A 17,766-nucleotide genomic window follows, 5' to 3' on the forward strand; every position below is an offset into this window, starting at 1 on the left:
ACGCAACATGAAAAAGATTGCCGTTGTCGGCGAGTGCATGATTGAGCTTTCGTTGAAAGAAAATGATCCGAAATTGGCATTCGGCGGCGATACGCTCAATACCGCGGTTTATCTGTCGCGCCTGCTCGATCACCGTCATTTTTCAGTCAGTTATGTGACCGCACTTGGGCAAGATCCGTTCAGTCGGCAAATGTTGGCGCAATGGCAGCAAGAAGGGATTGAGACCGACTTAGTGCAACAGCGTGCCGACAAGCTGCCGGGATTGTATTCGATTGTGACCGATGCGCAGGGCGAACGCAGTTTTTATTATTGGCGCAATGATTCCGCCGCGCGTTATTGGCTGCAAGGGGAGCAAAGCGAGGTGGTTTTAAGCCGTTTGCAAGCGTTTGATTATTGTTATCTGAGCGGTATCAGCGTGGCGATTTTGGACAGCGTCAGTTTGGAAAAACTCTACGCCCTGTTGCGGCAAATCAAAGCCAACGGCGGCAAGGTGATTTTCGATAATAATTACCGCCCGCGTCTTTGGCAAGATGCCGATGCGGCGCGGCAGGTGTATCAAAAAATCCTTGCTTTCACCGACATTGCCTTTTTAACCCTGGACGATGAAACCGCACTTTGGGGCGATGATCACGATAAAGCAGGCGAAAGTGCGGTCGAGGCGGTGATTGCGCGCACACAAGGTTACGGCGTGGCAGAAATCGTGATCAAACGCGGTGCGGACAGTTGCATTGTCGCAACAGGGGAGAAACGGTTTGAGATTGCGGCGAATAACATTGCCGCAGAAAAGGTGATCGATACCACCGCCGCCGGCGATTCCTTCAGCGCCGGCTATCTGGCGGCACGCTTGCACGGTGATTCGGTCGAAACGGCGGCACGGCAGGGACACCGCTTGGCGGCAGCCGTGATTCAACAGCGCGGCGCGATTATTCCACAGAGTGCAATGCCGCTGAAATAATCGTGAAATTATGGGTTGCTGTCATCTTGTTGTCATATCGCAACCTTATAATCGATTTGGATTCATCAGGCTTATTCACAACACTATAAAATAGGAGTAGCAATGAAAAAATTAATGAGTTTGTCATTGGCGTTATTAGGCTCGTCGGCTATGTCAAATTACCGTCGGAAGTCTATGGCTTCTGGGCGAAAAAAGGCGTAACCATGTTCCAAACTGACGAACCTGAATTCTTGTTGCAGTGGTTGAGCGAAAACGGTTATCGTAAACCGTATAGTAATTGATAAAACATATTTTGTTCTTATGACAAAAAACCTCAGCCAAGGCTGAGGTTTTCTCTTATTAATCAAGGCTAAATTAAACCAAACTCTCTTCTTTCGGTTTAATCGCCGCATACAGGAAGCCGGTGACGGCGGTACCGGCCAGAATTGCGACTAGATATAACAATACCGGTTGGATTGCGCCCGGAATTGCCAGTACGAAGATACCGCCGTGTGGCGCCATCAATTGTGCGCCGAATAGCATGGATAATGCGCCGGTCAGTGCGCCGCCGGCCATGCAGCTTGGGATAACGCGCATCGGGTCGCGGGCGGCGAAGGGAATCGCACCTTCGGAGATAAAGCACAAGCCCAACACAAACGAAGCCTTGCCACCTTCGCGTTCGCTGGCACTGAATTTTTTACGCGCCAAGAAAGTTGCCAAGCCCATGCCGAGTGCCGGCACCATACCGGCTGCCATCACGGCTGCCATCGGCAAATATGAGGACGATGCCAACAAGCCGACGCCGAAAGTGTAAGCGGCTTTGTTGACCGGACCGCCCATATCGAAACACATCATCGCGCCTAAGATAATTCCCAGCATAATCGCACTGCCCGACTGCATTCCGGTCAGGAATTCGGTCATGCTGCGCATGATCCATGCAACCGGTTCGCCGACGATATAAATCATAATCAAACCGACAACCAGCGTGGCGATAAACGGAATAATCAGAATCGGTTTTAACGCATTCATGGTCGGTGGCAATTTAACATGATCGGCGATGGCTTTGGCGACATAACCGGCGAGGAAACCGGAGATAATCCCGCCTAAGAAACCGGCGCCAATCGAGCTGGCGAGCATACCGCCGACCAGACCCGGCGTTAAGCCCGGACGATCGGCAATCGAGTAGGCGATATAACCGGACAGTACCGGAATCATCAAGCCGAATGCGCTGCCGCCGCCGATTTGCATTAAAGCGGCTGCCAACGTGCCTTCTTCTTTAAAGGCTTCGATCCCGAAAACAAATGACAGTGCGATAATCAAGCCGCCTGCAACCACCACCGGCAACATGTGCGAAACGCCGGTCATCAGGTGGCTGTACACGCCTTTTTTCTCGGTTTTGACTTCTTGTTTGACCGCACTTTGCGCAGTGGCGGTGAAAATTTTGGCTTCTTTGAATGCTTTGTCGAACTCGGCAGCGGTTTTCTTCAGCGCTAAACCGGTAGATGTGCGGTACATTAATTTGCCGTCGAATTTGCTTAAATCCACGTCGATATCCGCCGCCACGAACACCAAATCGGCGGCGGCCACTTCTTCGGCGCTGATTGGGTTGCCGGCACCCACTTGCCCGCGTGTCTCTACTTTGACGTTCCAACCTTGCTGTTTGGCATAGGCTTCGATTGCTTCCGCCGACATAAAGGTGTGCGCTACGCCGGTCGGACAGGCGGTGACGGCAACGATATTTTTCACGCCGCCGGTGCTCGGTGCGCTGACCGCACTTTCGCTTGGGGTAACATAGTCGGCGGCATTTTCCACTGCGGTGGACAAGGTTTGTTCCGGTGCGGCAAAGGCGCTTGCCAGCTCGGTCAGATAGACTTTTTTACCGGTCAATTGCGGATTATTCGGTAAATTTGCGCCTAAGACCAGTGCGATCTCGGCATCGGCGGCGTTTTCAACTACAGTATGTCCGGCATTGGCAGCAGCCGCAGCCAAAACCTGACGCACTAAAAAGCCTTTGGCTTTGCCGGATGCGACATCTTCGAGGAGTAGAATCTTCATGTAATTATCCTTCTAAAACGTTAATTTCAACTTGCTGCAAAATTTGATTGACCAACGTGTGGTCGCTAATGCCGACATTGCTTTGCGACACGGCAAATGCCGATACCGCACTGGCAAATGCCAAAGTTTGTTGTTGTGGCCATTGCCGGCTGATTCCATAAATCAAACCGGCGACCATTGAATCGCCTGCGCCGACGGTGCTGACCACATTTTGGCACTTCGGCGGACGTGCCTGCACTACGCCGTCGTCGCTCAGCCAAATCGAACCCTCTGCGCCCATTGAGATAATCACATTGGCAATGCCTTGTGCTTGCAATTGCTTGGCGGCGGCGACAATCTCTGCCAAACCGTTTAACGGTTTGCCGATCCAGGCTTCCAGTTCGCGGTGATTTGGTTTGACCAGCCATGGATTGGCTTTTAAGCCAGCAGTCAGGGCGGCATTGCTGCTGTCGAGCACCACTTTTACCCCGCTTTGTGCCAAACGGCTTAACCATTGGGTAAACTGCTCGGGCGTAACCCCGCGCGGCAGGCTGCCGCACACGGCGACGATCTCAAACGCCTTGCTCCAGTTTAAAGAGTCCTGCACAAATTTAGTCCAAGCACTGTCATCGATTTGATAGCCCAAGAAATTCAGGTCGGTGACATCAGCCTCCGTTTCAGTGATTTTTACATTGATTCGTGTCTTACCGGGAACACGCTGGAATTTATCTTCCAAACGTAAACGCTGAAACATCTGGCTGAAGTCACCTTGATTGTCCTCGCCGAGAAAACCGCTCACCGCCACATCAACATTCAAATCATGCAGCACTTTCGCCACATTAATGCCTTTGCCGGCCGGAAACAGCCCTAAGGTTTCAACGGTATTCACCTCGCCGAGTTCGATTTTTGCCAAGCGCCCGACCAAGTCATAGGCGGTGTTTAAGGTAACGGTTGCAATTTTCGCCATGATTATTCTCCCAATCCGGCGGCAATGGCTGCACCGATGGCGTCGATAGCTTGTTGCGCATCCTCGCCTTTGGCGACAAAACGTAATTTATGCCCTTTTAACGCACCGAGCGACACCACTTTCATCATACTTTTGGCGCTGACCGGCGCAGACTGGCGATCTAGATTTTCGATTGTGATCGCCGATTGGAATTTTTTCGCGGTCTGCACCAACAAGGCGCAAGGGCGGGCGTGTAATCCGTGTTCGTTTTTCAGGCTGAAGGTGCCTTCAATTTGTCCGTTGCCATTTGCTGCGTCTGTGGCAGGGGCGGCGTTTGGTGCTGCTGCAACCGCACTTTTCACCTCTTCAATGCTGTCAGGTTCTTTCGGCGTAATGCCGGCGCCTTCGCCCAAACCGTCGGCAATCGCTTTGCCGGCCGCTTCGATCGCGGCTTTGGCGTCATCGCCTTCGGCGACAAAACGTAAACGGTGACCGGCAACCACGCCCAATGCCACCAGCTTCATCAGGCTTTTGGCGTTAACCGTATTTCCGGGGCGATCCAGATTTTCCACCGTCACTTTCGCGGCAAACGGTTTGACGGTGCTGACCAGCAACGCGCCCGGACGGGCGTGCAAACCGTGTTCGTTGCGCACGGTGAAGGTGCCGATCACTTGGTTAACCGCACTTTGGCTTTCGCTTTGAGCGGTTGTGCTCTGCGCGGTTGCAATTTGCGCTTTTTCGCCGTTTAACAAGGCGACAACCTGTTGCGCCGAAACCGCACTTAACAACGCCTGTTGCGTGTCGCGCTCAAGCAAACGGCTTAATACCGGATTGAGCTGTTCGTCAACGGTGGCAACGGTAACGACCGCCTGTACGGCTTCGCCTTGTGCGTTGCGGAAAGGCTGTTTGGCACGGCTGAAAGCGACGGCGTTGAATTGGTTGCCTTGCGGATTGTCGTTAAGCCAAATGCCGTTGCCGATTGCCAAGCCGCTATCGGCGATCACTTGGCTGACAAAACGGGTGTCGACCGCACTTTTGGCTTCTAATTTTCCGGCGTTAACCGCCGTTAAGGTCAGTGCGCTGTTTGTGTCAATGTCCAAACTGACGAAATCGGCTTGCAAGGCAGGCTCTTTTTTCTCGCCCATCAAAATCGCACGAAATTCGGCTTTATCTTGCAGCGTGACCAAGGAGACGGCGGTGTCGTCATCGCCCAGTACATGGGTTAATTGACGCAGCAATGCCAAATGTTCGTCAGAACGGGCGGCGATACCAATCACGATATAGGCGGTGTTGCCTTCACCCCATTCGATTCCGTTAGGAAATTGAAAAATCTGCACGCCGGTTTTTTTCACCATATTACGGGTTTCTAGCGTGCCGTGCGGAATGGCGATACCGTTGCCTAAAAAGGTCGAGGTTTGTTGCTCGCGCGCCAACATTCCTTGTAAGTAGCCAGCTTCGACATAGCCGTTTTGTGCCAATGCATTGGCAGCCATTTCGATTGCTTGTTGTTTGTTATCGGCGGCTGCTGATAAATGAATGTTGTTTTCCGGTAAGTTAAACATTCAATGCTCCTGTGCGTATGTTAAAGATAAAAACGAAATAATTTGCTTTTGGTGCTGAAAAATCAAGCTGAATGGTTAAATATTATCTGAAAAATCGTTTCAGCAAAAGAGAAAAAAATTTTGCTGCTTAATTTAATCACTAAAGCAGCAAACTTAAATTGTCGGCTATTATTTGCCATTCTGCGTTTCAGTTCAAAATAAAAATCGTCAAAAAGTGACCTGAATCACGTTTTGTTGCTGCTTTGACAGTTTTGTAAGAATAGCTCGCTACCCGCGACCAAATACGGATCATTCTCATCACGTAGGCGGTCACGGCGTAAATCGCGCATCGCGTCATAAATTCCTTGTGTCAGGCTCGGTTTGTTGAGTAAAGACCAGCAGTTTTGGCTCAAACGGGAAAAATTGTTTTGCAGCTCGCCGGCAAACACAATGCCGCTGCGAAACGCATACACATCGCTGTCTTGCAACTGGTTATACAGCTTATCGCGAATGTTGGCCACGTTCTCTTTCACATCGCCGCGATACCACGCCTGCACGCCACGGGTGAAATCGTCCACTTCATAATTTTTGCCGACAATCCCTTGGAAAGACTGCACGGTGGTTTGATAAGCGATAGCGTAGGAGGGTTGATCGCGTTGCGAATCACTCAAATCGATGACCGGTCGGCTGCCGCAAGCGGCTAAGCATAAAATAAAAGCCGTCGGGATAAGTTTTTTTAACATGTTTACTCCTTGTCAGACCGCACTTTGGGATAGATCGCGGTAAAGTGCGCATATTTTATTACATTTTCGCCGGAAAGCCGAATTTCTGTCTTTTTTATGCGCTATTTTTACCGGCATATCTTGCTATTTAAGCGGAAAATCGGTAATTTTCTTCCACTTTTTTAGTTAACATTTTTAGAACATTATGCATATCACAAACGAAAAACAAGATCGAATCAGAAGAACCTCGATTTTCAGTAAAATTATTTTTGCCAGCCGCTGGATTCAGCTGCCGATTTATATCGGTTTGATCGTGGTGCAGATTATTTACGCCTACAAATTCGTCAAATCGTTATGGGAGTTGATTACTAATCTGAATACATTGGACGAAAGTGCGATTATGCTGGCGGTGTTGAATCTGATTGATGTGGTGATGATCGCCAACCTGTTGATTATGGTGATTGTCGGCGGCTACGAAACTTTTGTTTCCAAGCTGAACACCGACGATCACCCCGATCAGCCGGAGTGGCTGAACCATGTCAATGCGTCGGTGTTGAAAGTGAAATTGTCGATGGCGATTATCAGCATTTCCTCGATTCATATGCTGCAAACCTTTATCAACGTTGCCAACCTGCCGGAAAAGCAGATGATGTGGCAATTGCTGCTGCATTTGGGATTTTTGGCGTCGGCGTTAGCGATGGCTTACACCGACCGAATCCTGTATGGTACCAGTCATAAAAACCATTAATCTGATAAAAGAGCGGTTGCGATGACAAATCTCGGCAAAGGCGTGCTGGCAATGCTGATTTCGGCACTGGGTTTCACCGTGATGGCGGTGTGCGTAAAATTGGCAGGCGATTTGCCGGTGGTGGAGAAAGCTATTTTTCGTAATGCAATTGCCGCTTTGCTCAGCGGGTATCTGGTATGGAGAAACCGTACGCTGTTTTTCGGACGACGCAAAAATCGCAAGGCGTTGCTGTTGCGTTCGATTTTCGGGCTGCTTGGGGTGCTGCTGGGATTTTATTCGATTGATCATCTGTTGCTGAGCGATGCGGATATGATTATGAAACTGTCACCGTTTATCTTAATCGGTTTATCGGCGGTTTTTTTGCAGGAGAATGTCAGTGTCCGTCAAATCGCCTTGTGTATCCTCGCATTTATCGGCGTGTTGTTGATTATCCGTCCCGGGTTAAGTTCGGGCACGCAGCAAACCGCACTTTTTCCTTATCTGATTGCGATCGGCGGTGCGGTGTTTGCCGCCGCCGCTTATCTGATGTTGCGCGTGCTGGCGCTGAGCACCACGCCGGAATCGCCTTATACCATCGTCTTTTTCTTTTCCTTTTTCTCGACGATTGCGTTGATTCCGCCGCTGATTTGGCAGTTTGAGCCGATGTCCTTCACCCAGTTCGGCTACTTGCTGTTGTCTGGCGTGATGGCAACCGTCGGGCAATTCGGCATCACGTTGGCATATCGTTACGCCAGCGCCAAAGAGGTGTCGATTTACTCCTATGCCTCGGTCATTTTCGCTGCATTATTCGGTATTACGCTGTTTGGGCAATTGCCCGATCTGCTCAATTGGCTGGGTTATCTGCTGATTTTTATCAGCGGTTATCTGATGTTTCTGCTGAACCGCAAAGCGGCATAATCGGCAACACCGCACTTTCATTCGTACTGTTTAGCTGATAACATTCTGTTAACGTTTTTCTTAATACAGGATAGATAAAGGATAGCCGATGACAACCGAAATCGAAACGGTGACCCCGCAGCAGGCGTGGCAGAAAGTGCAGGATAAACAGGCGGTATTGCTGGATATCCGCGATCTGAAAAATTTCAGCTACTGCCGCCCGCCGCAGGCATTCCATTTAACCAACCAAAGTTACGGTCAGTTTTTAGATCGTTACGATTATGATTTTCCGATTTTGGTGATGTGCTATCACGGTATCAGCAGCCTGAACGTGGCGCATTTTTTGGTCGAACAGGGCTTTGACCACGTTTACAGCGTTCAAGGCGGCTTCGAGGGCTGGGTGCGCGCCGGTTTGCCGAGCGAAAGCGATTTGGACGCCGACTAATGCCAAACACTGCCGATCAGATACGCCAGTGCGGCGTAAAATGCGATAAACGCCAACACCAACAGGGTCCGTGCGGCTTGCGGCGAGCGGCGGCGTAATTTCGCCAGCAAAAGTGCGGTACAGAACAACAGCAACGGATAAACCCAAAGTGCGGTTGAAAACCAAAAGACCGCACGGCTGCCCAAATTCGGATTTTCCGCCACCGACGGCGACACCAGCAGCGCCAACGGCCATAAAATCGACGGCAGGCAAAATAGCGCCAATGCCCAGCTGAATGCGGAAAAACCGTTTAACGGTTGCGGATTGCCCATGTTGAAGTCCTTTTTTATCTCTTTCAATCGACTACGGAAAACGCTAGTATAACCCAACTTTACCGCTTTTCTAACGCCGACGACTATGAAAGTAATTTTAACCAGTGATCACCCGGAATTGGCGCTGCGCTTTCGTGATTATATCCGCCAACGCTATCAACGCGATCTGCCGCTGTATCAGCAACAAACGCACTATTTCTTCGCTTTGCCGCAGGACGATCCGCAGTTAACCGCACTTTTAGCGGAAGCGGAGGTTTATCGACGTGATCCGTTTGCGGAAAAATACACCCAAGCCAGCTGGCAGGACGGGCAAACCTATTCGCTGAAAGGGCGTTTTAACGGCTTTTTACCCAATCCGGCGCAATGGAAAACCGCACTTCGCCGTGCGCCGTTGACCGGCTTGATTGGTCTGATCTGCCTGCTGGTTTATCTGTTAAGCCTGAGTGATTATCAAACATCGATCTATTTAACCGCTCATTTCCCCGAAGGCAGTGCACAATATACGCAAATTTGGCGCTTTTTCACCCATGCATTGGTGCATTTGTCTTTGCCGCATTTACTGTTTAACCTGACCTACTGGCTGGTTTTCGCTGCCATGATTGAAAAATATTGCGGCACGTTTAAAGTGTTGCAACTGTTTTTGACGGTTGCGCTGATCAGCGGCGTGGTGCAAAACTTTTTCAGCGGCGCGGCATTTTTCGGGCTTTCCGGTGTGGTTTACGGGGTGTTGGGTTATGTGTATGTGATGAGTCGCGGCGATTCACACCGGCGTTTCCGCCTGCCGAGCGGTTTTATTTACATGTTGCTGGTTGGGATTGCCAGCGGCTTCATCGGGCCGTTATTTGACGTGCATTTCGGCAATGCGGCGCATATTTCCGGTTTGGTACTCGGCGCGGCAATCGCTTGGTTCGACAGTAAAAAATCGAGATAAAAAGTAAAATTCCAGTGTTATGCAGAGCATTTCTGTCTATTTTGCGGTAATATGACCGCCATATTGACCAGCATAACGTGAAGTCGCAAACGATATCATTGATTTAAAATGCCTGAAGTATTAACCCGAAAACTGAATGCTTACGCGCGCCTGATGCGCCTTGATCGCCCAATCGGTACACTACTGTTGTTATGGCCGACGTTGTGGGCGTTGTTTTTAGCTGCAGGCACGATTCCCGACACGCGCATTTTGCTGATTTTCATCTGCGGCGTGGTGCTGATGCGTGCCGCCGGCTGTGTGATCAACGACTACGCCGACCGCCATATCGACGGCAACGTCAAGCGCACCGCCCACCGTCCGTTGGCAACCGGCGAGGTGAGCGAGAAAGAGGCGAAAACCCTGTTTGTGGTGTTGACCGCACTTTCGTTTTTTTTGGTCTTGAATCTCAACGGCTATGCGATTGCGCTCTCGTTTATCGCGGTCGGGCTGGCGTTCGTCTATCCGTTTATGAAGCGCTACACCCACCTGCCGCAATTTGTGCTGGGGGCGGCGTTCGGTTGGTCGATTCCGATGGCATATGCCGCCGTCAGCGCACAGCTGCCGCCGTTGTGCTGGTTGCTGTTTTTGGCAAATCTGCTGTGGACAGTGGCCTACGACACCCAATATGCGATGGTCGATCGTGACGATGATTTGCGGATCGGTGTGAAATCCACTGCGATTTTGTTTGCGCAATACGATAATAAAATCATTGCGTTGTTGCAATTTGTTGCCCTGATCCTGTTTTTTGCCATCGGCTATTTGGCGCAGCTGCACCCGGCGTACTACCTTGCGCTTGCCGTGACCGCACTTTGCTTTATCTACCAATGCAAACTCACCCGCGAGCGCAGCCGCGCAGAGTGTTTTAAAGCCTTTCTCAACAACAACTATTTCGGCATGGGCATTTTTATCGCCATACTGCTGGGCATTTTTTGTTGAGTGGCATTTGCGTTACTCCTCAATCCGCTGCGGGTATTTCACTTTTTGCAGCAGCACAAATGCCGGCAGCACCAGAAGCGCCATCAGGTAAAACGACCAAGCCGGTTCGTAGCGATAAACCACACCGGCGAATAACATGAATAACGCCACGCTTAAACAGCTGCATACCCCGTTGTATAACGCCTGTAACTTGGCGATATAGCTGCTCGGACAACCGGCGATATAACGAATGGTGACGAAATGGCACAGGGCGAAGGTGATCCCGTGCAGGGTTTGCAGCAGCAAAAATGGCAGAAAATGCTCGGCCAGTCCCATGCCGATCCAACGCAGCACCGCCACCAGTGAGGTGAACATCAACAGGCTGTAGAGCGAACAGTTTTTCAGCAAGCGGCCGGCAAAGAAAAATACCAATACTTCTGCCGCTACGCTGGTTCCCCACAGCCAGCCGCTGAGCTCGACTCCGATGCCCATTTCCGCCCAATACAGCACGCCGTAGGCATAATAGGCGGCATGTGCGCCCTGAATCAAGGCAAGCGCGCTTAACAACGCCACAATCTGCCGATTGGCTAAAATGGTTTTATAGCTGACCGTCTGGCGTGTTGCCGCTTGTTGGGATTGCGGATTAGCGTTCGGATCGCGCGGATAAGGATTCGGCGATAACAGCTGAATCGCGCCGTAGGCCAGCAAAAGTGCGGTCACCAGCCAAATCATACTCTGATCACCAAAAATGCCCAAGATATAACCGCCGAGCAAATTGGCGCCGATAAACGCCAGCGAACCGGTCAAACGGGCTTTGCCGTAATCGAGATTGACCTGTTTCTGCCAGTTGCCCGCCAGCGCATCGGTCAGCGGAATGCCGGCTCCGAACACCGCATTAAACAGCCAGATCAGGGCGATCAGCAACCAAGCGACTTCGCTGCTGACCGCAATCGCCAGCACCAATCCCAAACTGCTCCAACTGATCAGGCGCAACATAGAAATCAGCGCCGAAGGCCGCTTTACCCATTGCGAAAACAACATACTACCGATAAAACGGAACAGAAAAGAGAACGCCACCACGACGCCGATGGTCTCTTCCGAATAGTGGTAGCTTTTCAGCCAGATCGGCAAAAACGGCAACACTACGCCATAAGCGGCGAAATAGCCGATAAAACTACAGATTAACCAGGCAAAGGGCGAGACTGTACGCATATTAAAATTGACTCTCCATCTCTTGCGCACGCCGAACCGCCGCTTGCATGGCTTGGGCAATAATGGGTTTGATCTGTCGTTGTTCGAAAATCTGCAATGCCGCCGCCGTCGTACCGCCCTTTGAGGTGACTTGTTCGCGCAGAGTCGCCAGTTCGAGCTGCGGATTTTCGATCACCATTTGTGCCGCACCCAACATCGCTTGCTGAATCAGTTGGCGCGCCGTGGTGGCATCCAATCCCATGTTGATTGCCTCCTGCTGCATGGCTTCCAAAAACAGGAAGAAATATGCCGGGCTACTGCCGGAAGCGGCGATCACGCTATTGATATCGCTTTCTTGTGCCAGCCAACAGATTTTGCCGACCGCACTCATCAAATCGGCGGCAAAAGATTTCTCTTCCGTACCGCACTTTGCATTGGCAAACAGCCCTGCCATGCCTGCCGACAACAGCGACGGCGTATTCGGCATTACCCGCACAATCGCTTGCGCGCTAGGCAATAGCGCACTTAAACGCTGCACCGAAATGCCGGCGGCAATCGAAATCAGCAATTTGCCGCTGAAATCCAAATCGGCGAAATCGGCGCAGGCGGTTGCCATCAACTGCGGTTTCACCGCCAACACCACCACCTCGGCTTGCTCGGCGGCAAGTCGGTTATCGTTAAAAGTCCGCACGCCCAGCTCGGCCAAGGCGGCTAATTTGGCATTGCTCGGATTGCTGGCAATCAGGTTTTGCGCCGGATAACCGCTGTGCAATAACCCCGAAATAATCGCACGGGTCATGTTGCCGGCGCCGATAAAGGCGATTAATTTTTGCTGCATAGGTTTTTCCTTAACTCAGGTCTGCTACAATGTGTGCCATTCTAACATAAGCAGAAAGAGAGATTTATGTATTGGTTTAAAAATGTCATGGTTTACCGTTTAAGCAAAAAATTGGACTGGTCGAGTCAAACGTTGGACAACAGTTTGGCAAATCACGCGTTTTTTCCCTGCGGTAGCCATGATCAAAGCAAATTCGGCTGGGCAAAGCCGCTGAACGGTAGCGATTTGCTGCATTTCAGCGTCAACGGACAAAGCCTGCTGGTGGCGCAAAAAGAGGAGAAAATGCTACCGGCGCAGGTGATCAAGCAGGAGCTGGAGCAGCGCATTGACAGCGTGCAAGAAAAAGAGCAGCGCAAGCTGAGCAAAGTGGAAAAACAGACCTTGAAAGACGATGTGGTGAATGAACTGCTGCCGCGCGCCTTTAGCAAAAAACAGCAAACTGCACTTTGGATTGATTCGGTCAACGACCTGATTTATATCAACGCCGCGTCGGCAAAACGGGCGGAAGATGCGTTGGCATTGCTGCGCAAATCGCTGGGATCGTTGCCGGTCGTACCGCTAATGTTTGCCAATGATCCGGCGGTGGTGATGACCGATTGGATCGCCAACGACAATTTGCCGGCATGGCTGACCGCACTTGGCGAAGCGGAACTGACTTCCACCACCGACGAGGCGGTGATCCGTTGCAAACAGCAGGATTTGGAGAGCCAAGAGATGCAAAATCATTTTGCCGTCGGCAAACAGATCACCCGTTTGGCGTTGGAATGGGAAGAGCACCTCAGTTTTATTTTCGCTCAAGACTGTACTTTGAAGCGGGTGAAGTTCGCCGATAACGTGCGCGAGAAAAATGATGACATTCTGAAGGAAGATTACGCTCAGCGCTTTGATGCGGATTTTATTTTGATGAGCGGCATTTTGTCGCAATTGAGCGAGCGTTTGTTGGACGTATTCGGTGGTGAATCGGCGTCGCTGGCGGATAAAATTCAGTAATATGGCAAAGAAAAACAAGTGTTGTAAAAAATATAAGAAAAAGGGGAAATATTGCAAAGATTGCCCTTTCCGTTAGCTATACTTTTATTAGGTTTTATTTGACCGGAAAAATATTCGGCCGGATAAAATCTGATAATAATTTGATCTACATGTGTTTTTTTATAAATGTTTTTAGTTATACTTGTAACGCGTCTGACTTTTTTGAAAAATATTTGGTGTTTAACGGTGTAACTAACTAAAATTCAAGGACGATTAGCGTGGGTTGTTGGCAGCTAGTAAATATCATTCGCGGCGTGTTTATTTTACTTTCCTTACTGTTCGGGCTCTCCGCCAGCCCGTTGTTTATCAGTGCGCACTGGCTGTGGATCTGTTTATGGATCGGCATTAATATGCTGACCAGCGGTCTGACCGGTTTTTGCACTTGCACTTATCTTGCCAGCAAAGTCAGTATGAAACTGCCGAAGTTATCCAGAGATTATTCGAAATAAAATAAGGGGAAATTTCCCCACAGGCTATTAACAAAGGTTACTGATTAAGTCACACAGGGGCGGATTATATATCCGCCCGTTTACAAAGTGCGGTATCCATGTAATTAGCGTGAATCAGTATTTATTCAAAAATTTGGATAAGCTCAGAATACTGACAATGGGCTGTCTTCAGGTATATAATGAACAACACTCTCATCCATTACTGAACGATATGAGCCATTGGAGAACGCAAATGACAAACCAACAAATTGCCGAACATCAACGCCAGTTGCACATTCAATTTAAGGCGTGGATGGACGATAAGAAAAAGCGTGAAGTGCTGACGTTTCAACGCGCGAATGGGAATATTGTTCGCCATTATCCTGACGGACGCGAAGAAGTAATTGAATATGCCAAAGCAAAATAATCTTGCGATTTTCTACTGCGGTACAAACGGTGCGGGTAAAACCACATTGCGTGGATTTAATAAAGATACAGTGCAAATTGTGATTGATTCTGATCATATCGCCATGCAAATTAACCCTGAAAATCCACGCTTGGTGGATAGCCTTGCTGGCAGAAAAGCGATTGAATTATTTAAATTTGCGGTTGAACATCAAATCTCGTTTTCAATGGAATCCACATTATCAGGCAACTCCATTTTGCAACGTATAAAAAAAACCAAAGACAATGGTTTCTATGTGCGATTAAATTATGTGGGTGTAAATAGCGTTTCCATCAATATTGATCGTGTAAAAGCAAGAGTGGCGAGCGGCGGACATTTTATTGATGAAGCAACAATTCGCAACCGCTACGACATCAGTTTGCAAAATTTAATTAAAATCTTACCACTTTGTGACGAAGTGTTTATTTATGACAATTCGGAAGAACTACCGAATTTGGTGTTTCATCTTAAAGGAAATAAATTAACCCAGTGGCTTGATGTGTTGCCGGAGTGGTGTGCAGAATTAAAACAGGCACTAAATCACTAGGGGCATAGTAGGCAAAATGCAAAGCTCGGTTCGGGCGGATATATAATCCGCCCCTACTTTCCCATCAGAATCAATTATCTTAACCTTTCACCAAGGTTTTCAACTGATACAAATAAGTCAGTGCTTGTTTCGGCGTCAAATCGTCTGGATCAAGCTGTTGCAGCATTTGCCAGACCGCACTTTTCCCCTCGTCCTCCTCCACCAATGGTAATTCGCCCTGCGCCTGCGTCATTTCGCGCAGCTGCTGTAATTTTTGATCGCCGCTTTGTTGCGACAGCCGTTCTAATTGATTGAGTTTCTGTTTTGCCAGTTTCAACACGTTTTTCGGCACACCGGCTAAAGCGGCGACCGCCAAGCCGTAACTTTTGCTGGCGGCGCCGTCTTGCACCGCATGCATAAACGCAATGCTGTCGTTGTGTTCCAATGCGTCCAAATGCACGTTGAAGACACTGTCGAACTGCTGCGGCAACACGGTCAATTCAAAATAGTGGGTGGCGAACAGGGTCAGCGAACGCAGTTTTTTCGCCAGCCATTCGGCGCACGCCCATGCCAGCGCCAAGCCGTCGTAAGTGGACGTGCCGCGCCCGATTTCATCGATCAGCACCAGACTTTTTTCTCCGGCCTGATGTAGAATATTCGCCATTTCGGTCATCTCGACCATAAAGGTCGAGCGCCCCGACGCCAAATCGTCGGAAGCGCCGATACGGGTGAAAATCCGATCAATCGGACCGATAACCGCACTTTCCGCCGGTACGAAGCTGCCGATATACGCCATCAGCACGATTAACGCCGTTTGCCGCATATAGGTGCTTTTTCCGCCCATATTCGGCCCGGTAACGATCAATAAGTGGCGTTGCGCATTTAACTGCAGCGGATTGGCGATAAACGGATCGCGCATCACGTTTTCTACCACCGGATGCCGTCCCTGTCGAATCTCCACGCCGATGCGATCGGTAAACTGCGGACAGTTGTAATTCAACGTTTGCGCCCGTTCCGCCAAATTGGCGAATACATCAAGCTGCGCCAGCGTTAAGGCGGCAAGCTGCAATTCGCCCAAGTGCGGTAACAGTTGCTCGAACAGCTCGTCGTACAACTGTTTTTCCAACGCCAATGCCGCCCCTTTGGCTTTCAGCACTTTGTCTTCATAGGTTTTCAGTTCGGGGATAATATAGCGTTCGGCGTTTTTCAGGGTTTGGCGGCGCACATAGTGAATCGGCGCGCGATCCGCCTGTCCGCGGCTGATTTGAATGTAGTAGCCGTGCACCGCGTTGAAACCGATTTTTAAGGTGTCGATCCCGGTCGCTTCACGCTCTCTGGCTTCCAGCTCCTCCAAGAAACGGGTGGCGCCGGCGGACAGCTCGCGCCATTCGTCCAACTCGGCATGATAACCGGCGGTAATCACGCCGCCGTCACGAATCAGCAGCGGCGGGGTCTCCACCAGCGCGGTTTGCAACAATTGGCACAGTGCGGAAAAATCGTCGATCATGCGGCAAAGTGCGGTTAACGGCGGCGAATCTTGTAGATTTATTGTATTTTTAATTAACGGAATCTGTTCAAGTGCGGTGCGCAAACGGGTCAGATCGCGCGGACGGGCGGAACGCAACGCCACCCGTGCCAAAATCCGTTCCATATCGCCCACTTGGCGCAACAACGGCTGTAAATCGCCGATCAAATCCTGCTGCAAAATCGCCGAAATCGCATTTTGCCGTTTACGCAATTGCGCCACATCGCAAATCGGCTGATGAATCCAGCGTTTTAACAAACGGCTGCCCATCGGCGTGACGCAGTGATCCAGCACCCATGCCAACGTATAATCGTTGCCGCCCGCCAGATTCTGGGTCAGTTCCAAATTGCGGCGGGTGGCGGCGTCCAACACGATAAAATCATTGTTTTGCAACAGGCTGATCGCATTGATATGCGGCAAGGCGGTGCGCTGGGTCTCTTTGGCATATTGCAGCAAACAACCGGCGGCGCACAGCCCTAGTTTGGCGTGTTCAACGCCGAATGCTTTCAGATCTTTGGTACCGAATTGACGGTTCAACAGTTGAAGTGCGGTATTCAGCTCGAATTCCCAAATCGGACGGCGGCGCAAACCTCGACACTGCTGCAAAATCGTGGTGTCGGCAAACTCCTCGTCATACAGCAGCTCGGCAATGGCGCTGCGTTGTAACTCCGCCTGCAAACCGGCTTTGTCATCATGTTCGCTAATCTGGAAACGCCCCGACGCCATATCCAGCGTTGCCAAGGCAAACCGCTCTTTTTGCTGGTAAACCGCCGCGATAAGATTGTCCTGCCGCTCCGGCAGCAAGGCTTCGTCGCTGACCGTGCCCGGCGTGACAATCCGCACCACCTGCCGCTCCACCGGCCCTTTGCTAGCCGCCGGATCGCCGATCTGCTCGCAAATCGCGACAGATTCGCCCAAACGCACCAACTTCGCCAGATACCCCTCGACCGCATGATAAGGCACGCCCGCCATCGGAATCGGTTGTCCGGCGGAACTGCCGCGTTTGGTCAGCGAAATATCCAGCAACTGCGCCGCTTTTTTCGCATCGTCATAAAACAATTCGTAAAAATCGCCCATGCGATAAAACAGTAAAATATCGGGATTTTCAGCTTTCAGACGCAAATACTGCTGCATCATCGGCGTATGATCGGAAAAACTGCTGTCGAATGACTCTTTCATCGGGGCTGCCTTGTCGCGGGTTGGTCGGAACGATTGTGGAAAACAATAAAGGCAAAAATGATACTGAATCACCGCCTGATGATCAATCGCTTATCGGTAAAAGTGCGGTTTAGACAAATTAAACGCTTAAATTTTGGAATCGGGATCAAATTCTCAAAAAAAG

19 protein-coding genes are annotated in these 17,766 nt (G+C 50.3%); 11 read left to right on the forward strand and 8 right to left on the reverse strand.

All coding sequences use genetic code 11. The features are described 5' to 3' along the window. Nucleotides 1–7 precede the first annotated feature (7 nt). Nucleotides 8–955, forward strand: coding sequence for a 2-dehydro-3-deoxygluconokinase (kdgK, locus tag B8880_RS10710; RefSeq protein WP_084257598.1), 948 nt, complete (start codon nt 8–10; stop codon nt 953–955). Nucleotides 956–1,309: 354 nt separating this feature from the next. Here kdgK and fruA read toward each other — a convergent pair whose 3' ends face one another. The 4 genes from fruA to B8880_RS10730 all read right to left on the reverse strand — a co-directional run bounded on the left by fruA (nt 1,310) and on the right by B8880_RS10730 (nt 6,198). Beyond that, nucleotides 1,310–2,989: a PTS fructose transporter subunit IIBC gene (gene fruA, locus B8880_RS10715; RefSeq protein WP_084257599.1), complete on the reverse strand. Its 1,680-nt coding sequence runs from the start codon at nt 2,987–2,989 to the stop codon at nt 1,310–1,312. Between the two features lie 4 nt (nt 2,990–2,993). Next, entirely contained in the window at nt 2,994–3,935 is a 942-nt protein-coding gene (gene fruK / locus B8880_RS10720) for a 1-phosphofructokinase (protein ID WP_084257600.1), read from the reverse strand. Between the two features lie 2 nt (nt 3,936–3,937). Then, the gene (fruB, locus tag B8880_RS10725) at nt 3,938–5,476 is read right to left on the reverse strand and encodes a fused PTS fructose transporter subunit IIA/HPr protein (protein ID WP_084257601.1); all 1,539 of its coding nucleotides are present in this window, start codon (nt 5,474–5,476) and stop codon (nt 3,938–3,940) included. A gap of 224 nt (nt 5,477–5,700) precedes the next feature. Next, the gene (locus B8880_RS10730) at nt 5,701–6,198 is read right to left on the reverse strand and encodes a hypothetical protein (protein WP_084257602.1); all 498 of its coding nucleotides are present in this window, start codon (nt 6,196–6,198) and stop codon (nt 5,701–5,703) included. Between the two features lie 184 nt (nt 6,199–6,382). On the opposite strand from B8880_RS10730, the gene B8880_RS10735 reads away from it, so the two are divergent. From B8880_RS10735 to glpE, 3 genes are all read left to right on the forward strand, one after another. Further along, a complete protein-coding gene (locus tag B8880_RS10735; protein ID WP_084257603.1) occupies nt 6,383–6,925 on the forward strand; it encodes a TIGR00645 family protein in 543 nt (180 codons plus the stop codon). 21 nt (nt 6,926–6,946) lie between these two features. After that, entirely contained in the window at nt 6,947–7,822 is an 876-nt protein-coding gene (locus B8880_RS10740; RefSeq protein WP_084257604.1) for a DMT family transporter, read from the forward strand. 88 nt (nt 7,823–7,910) lie between these two features. Beyond that, nucleotides 7,911–8,246 carry a thiosulfate sulfurtransferase GlpE gene (gene glpE, locus B8880_RS10745; protein WP_084257605.1) on the forward strand — a complete coding sequence of 112 codons (336 nt, stop codon included), beginning with the start codon at nt 7,911–7,913 and terminating at the stop codon, nt 8,244–8,246. Here glpE and B8880_RS10750 read toward each other — a convergent pair. Continuing rightward, entirely contained in the window at nt 8,243–8,557 is a 315-nt protein-coding gene (locus B8880_RS10750) for a DUF5389 family protein (protein WP_084257606.1), read from the reverse strand. The genes glpE and B8880_RS10750 overlap by 4 nt on opposite strands. A gap of 85 nt (nt 8,558–8,642) precedes the next feature. On the opposite strand from B8880_RS10750, the gene B8880_RS10755 reads away from it, so the two are divergent. Together B8880_RS10755 and ubiA are read left to right on the forward strand one after the other, a co-directional pair. After that, the gene (locus tag B8880_RS10755) at nt 8,643–9,488 is read left to right on the forward strand and encodes a rhomboid family intramembrane serine protease (protein WP_084257607.1); all 846 of its coding nucleotides are present in this window, start codon (nt 8,643–8,645) and stop codon (nt 9,486–9,488) included. Between the two features lie 108 nt (nt 9,489–9,596). Next, nucleotides 9,597–10,463, forward strand: coding sequence for a 4-hydroxybenzoate octaprenyltransferase (gene ubiA / locus B8880_RS10760; RefSeq protein ID WP_084257608.1), 867 nt, complete (start codon nt 9,597–9,599; stop codon nt 10,461–10,463). A 12-nt stretch (nt 10,464–10,475) separates the two neighbouring features. Here the strand turns inward: ubiA and B8880_RS10765 are convergent, their stop codons facing one another. Together B8880_RS10765 and proC are read right to left on the reverse strand one after the other, a co-directional pair. After that, nucleotides 10,476–11,654, reverse strand: a complete 1,179-nt coding sequence (locus B8880_RS10765; protein ID WP_084257609.1) for a 3-phenylpropionate MFS transporter — start codon at nt 11,652–11,654, stop codon at nt 10,476–10,478. A gap of 1 nt (nt 11,655) precedes the next feature. Next, on the reverse strand, nt 11,656–12,471 hold the full coding sequence (proC, locus tag B8880_RS10770) for a pyrroline-5-carboxylate reductase (RefSeq protein ID WP_084257610.1): 816 nt from the start codon (nt 12,469–12,471) through the stop codon (nt 11,656–11,658). 66 nt (nt 12,472–12,537) lie between these two features. Between proC and rdgC the strand changes: the two genes are divergently transcribed. From rdgC to B8880_RS10785, 4 genes are all read left to right on the forward strand, one after another. Next, entirely contained in the window at nt 12,538–13,461 is a 924-nt protein-coding gene (rdgC, locus tag B8880_RS10775) for a recombination-associated protein RdgC (RefSeq protein WP_084257611.1), read from the forward strand. A 257-nt stretch (nt 13,462–13,718) separates the two neighbouring features. Next, on the forward strand, nt 13,719–13,949 hold the full coding sequence (locus B8880_RS10780; RefSeq protein ID WP_084257612.1) for a YgaP-like transmembrane domain: 231 nt from the start codon (nt 13,719–13,721) through the stop codon (nt 13,947–13,949). 232 nt (nt 13,950–14,181) lie between these two features. Next, the gene (locus B8880_RS14530) at nt 14,182–14,355 is read left to right on the forward strand and encodes a hypothetical protein (RefSeq protein WP_167370577.1); all 174 of its coding nucleotides are present in this window, start codon (nt 14,182–14,184) and stop codon (nt 14,353–14,355) included. Further along, a complete protein-coding gene (locus B8880_RS10785) occupies nt 14,339–14,920 on the forward strand; it encodes an ATPase (RefSeq protein WP_084257613.1) in 582 nt (193 codons plus the stop codon). Before B8880_RS14530 ends, B8880_RS10785 begins: the two co-directional genes overlap by 17 nt. A gap of 79 nt (nt 14,921–14,999) precedes the next feature. Here the strand turns inward: B8880_RS10785 and mutS are convergent, their stop codons facing one another. After that, the gene (mutS, locus tag B8880_RS10790) at nt 15,000–17,603 is read right to left on the reverse strand and encodes a DNA mismatch repair protein MutS (protein WP_084257614.1); all 2,604 of its coding nucleotides are present in this window, start codon (nt 17,601–17,603) and stop codon (nt 15,000–15,002) included. Here mutS and B8880_RS14755 point away from each other — a divergent pair. Beyond that, on the forward strand, nt 17,591–17,716 hold the full coding sequence (locus B8880_RS14755; protein ID WP_279626861.1) for a hypothetical protein: 126 nt from the start codon (nt 17,591–17,593) through the stop codon (nt 17,714–17,716). The two genes, mutS and B8880_RS14755, sit on opposite strands and share 13 nt — an antisense overlap. Nucleotides 17,717–17,766: the final 50 nt, after the last annotated feature.

It is taken from the genome of Pasteurella testudinis DSM 23072 (genome assembly GCF_900176075.1).
Lineage (GTDB): Bacteria > Pseudomonadota > Gammaproteobacteria > Enterobacterales > Pasteurellaceae > Chelonobacter > Chelonobacter testudinis.

Coding starts and splice junctions, on each gene's coding strand:
- kdgK (WP_084257598.1), top strand. CDS start 8: ATGAAAAAGATTGCCGTTGTCGGCGAGTGCATGATTGAGCTTTCGTTG.
- ubiA (WP_084257608.1), top strand. CDS start 9,597: ATGCCTGAAGTATTAACCCGAAAACTGAATGCTTACGCGCGCCTGATG.
- B8880_RS10785 (WP_084257613.1), top strand. CDS start 14,339: ATGCCAAAGCAAAATAATCTTGCGATTTTCTACTGCGGTACAAACGGT.
- B8880_RS10740 (WP_084257604.1), top strand. CDS start 6,947: ATGACAAATCTCGGCAAAGGCGTGCTGGCAATGCTGATTTCGGCACTG.
- B8880_RS10765 (WP_084257609.1), bottom strand. CDS start 11,654: ATGCGTACAGTCTCGCCCTTTGCCTGGTTAATCTGTAGTTTTATCGGC.
- proC (WP_084257610.1), bottom strand. CDS start 12,471: ATGCAGCAAAAATTAATCGCCTTTATCGGCGCCGGCAACATGACCCGT.
- glpE (WP_084257605.1), top strand. CDS start 7,911: ATGACAACCGAAATCGAAACGGTGACCCCGCAGCAGGCGTGGCAGAAA.
- rdgC (WP_084257611.1), top strand. CDS start 12,538: ATGTATTGGTTTAAAAATGTCATGGTTTACCGTTTAAGCAAAAAATTG.
- B8880_RS14755 (WP_279626861.1), top strand. CDS start 17,591: ATGACTCTTTCATCGGGGCTGCCTTGTCGCGGGTTGGTCGGAACGATT.
- B8880_RS10735 (WP_084257603.1), top strand. CDS start 6,383: ATGCATATCACAAACGAAAAACAAGATCGAATCAGAAGAACCTCGATT.
- fruK (WP_084257600.1), bottom strand. CDS start 3,935: ATGGCGAAAATTGCAACCGTTACCTTAAACACCGCCTATGACTTGGTC.
- mutS (WP_084257614.1), bottom strand. CDS start 17,603: ATGAAAGAGTCATTCGACAGCAGTTTTTCCGATCATACGCCGATGATG.
- B8880_RS10755 (WP_084257607.1), top strand. CDS start 8,643: ATGAAAGTAATTTTAACCAGTGATCACCCGGAATTGGCGCTGCGCTTT.
- fruA (WP_084257599.1), bottom strand. CDS start 2,989: ATGAAGATTCTACTCCTCGAAGATGTCGCATCCGGCAAAGCCAAAGGC.
- fruB (WP_084257601.1), bottom strand. CDS start 5,476: ATGTTTAACTTACCGGAAAACAACATTCATTTATCAGCAGCCGCCGAT.
- B8880_RS10730 (WP_084257602.1), bottom strand. CDS start 6,198: ATGTTAAAAAAACTTATCCCGACGGCTTTTATTTTATGCTTAGCCGCT.
- B8880_RS10750 (WP_084257606.1), bottom strand. CDS start 8,557: ATGGGCAATCCGCAACCGTTAAACGGTTTTTCCGCATTCAGCTGGGCA.
- B8880_RS14530 (WP_167370577.1), top strand. CDS start 14,182: ATGACAAACCAACAAATTGCCGAACATCAACGCCAGTTGCACATTCAA.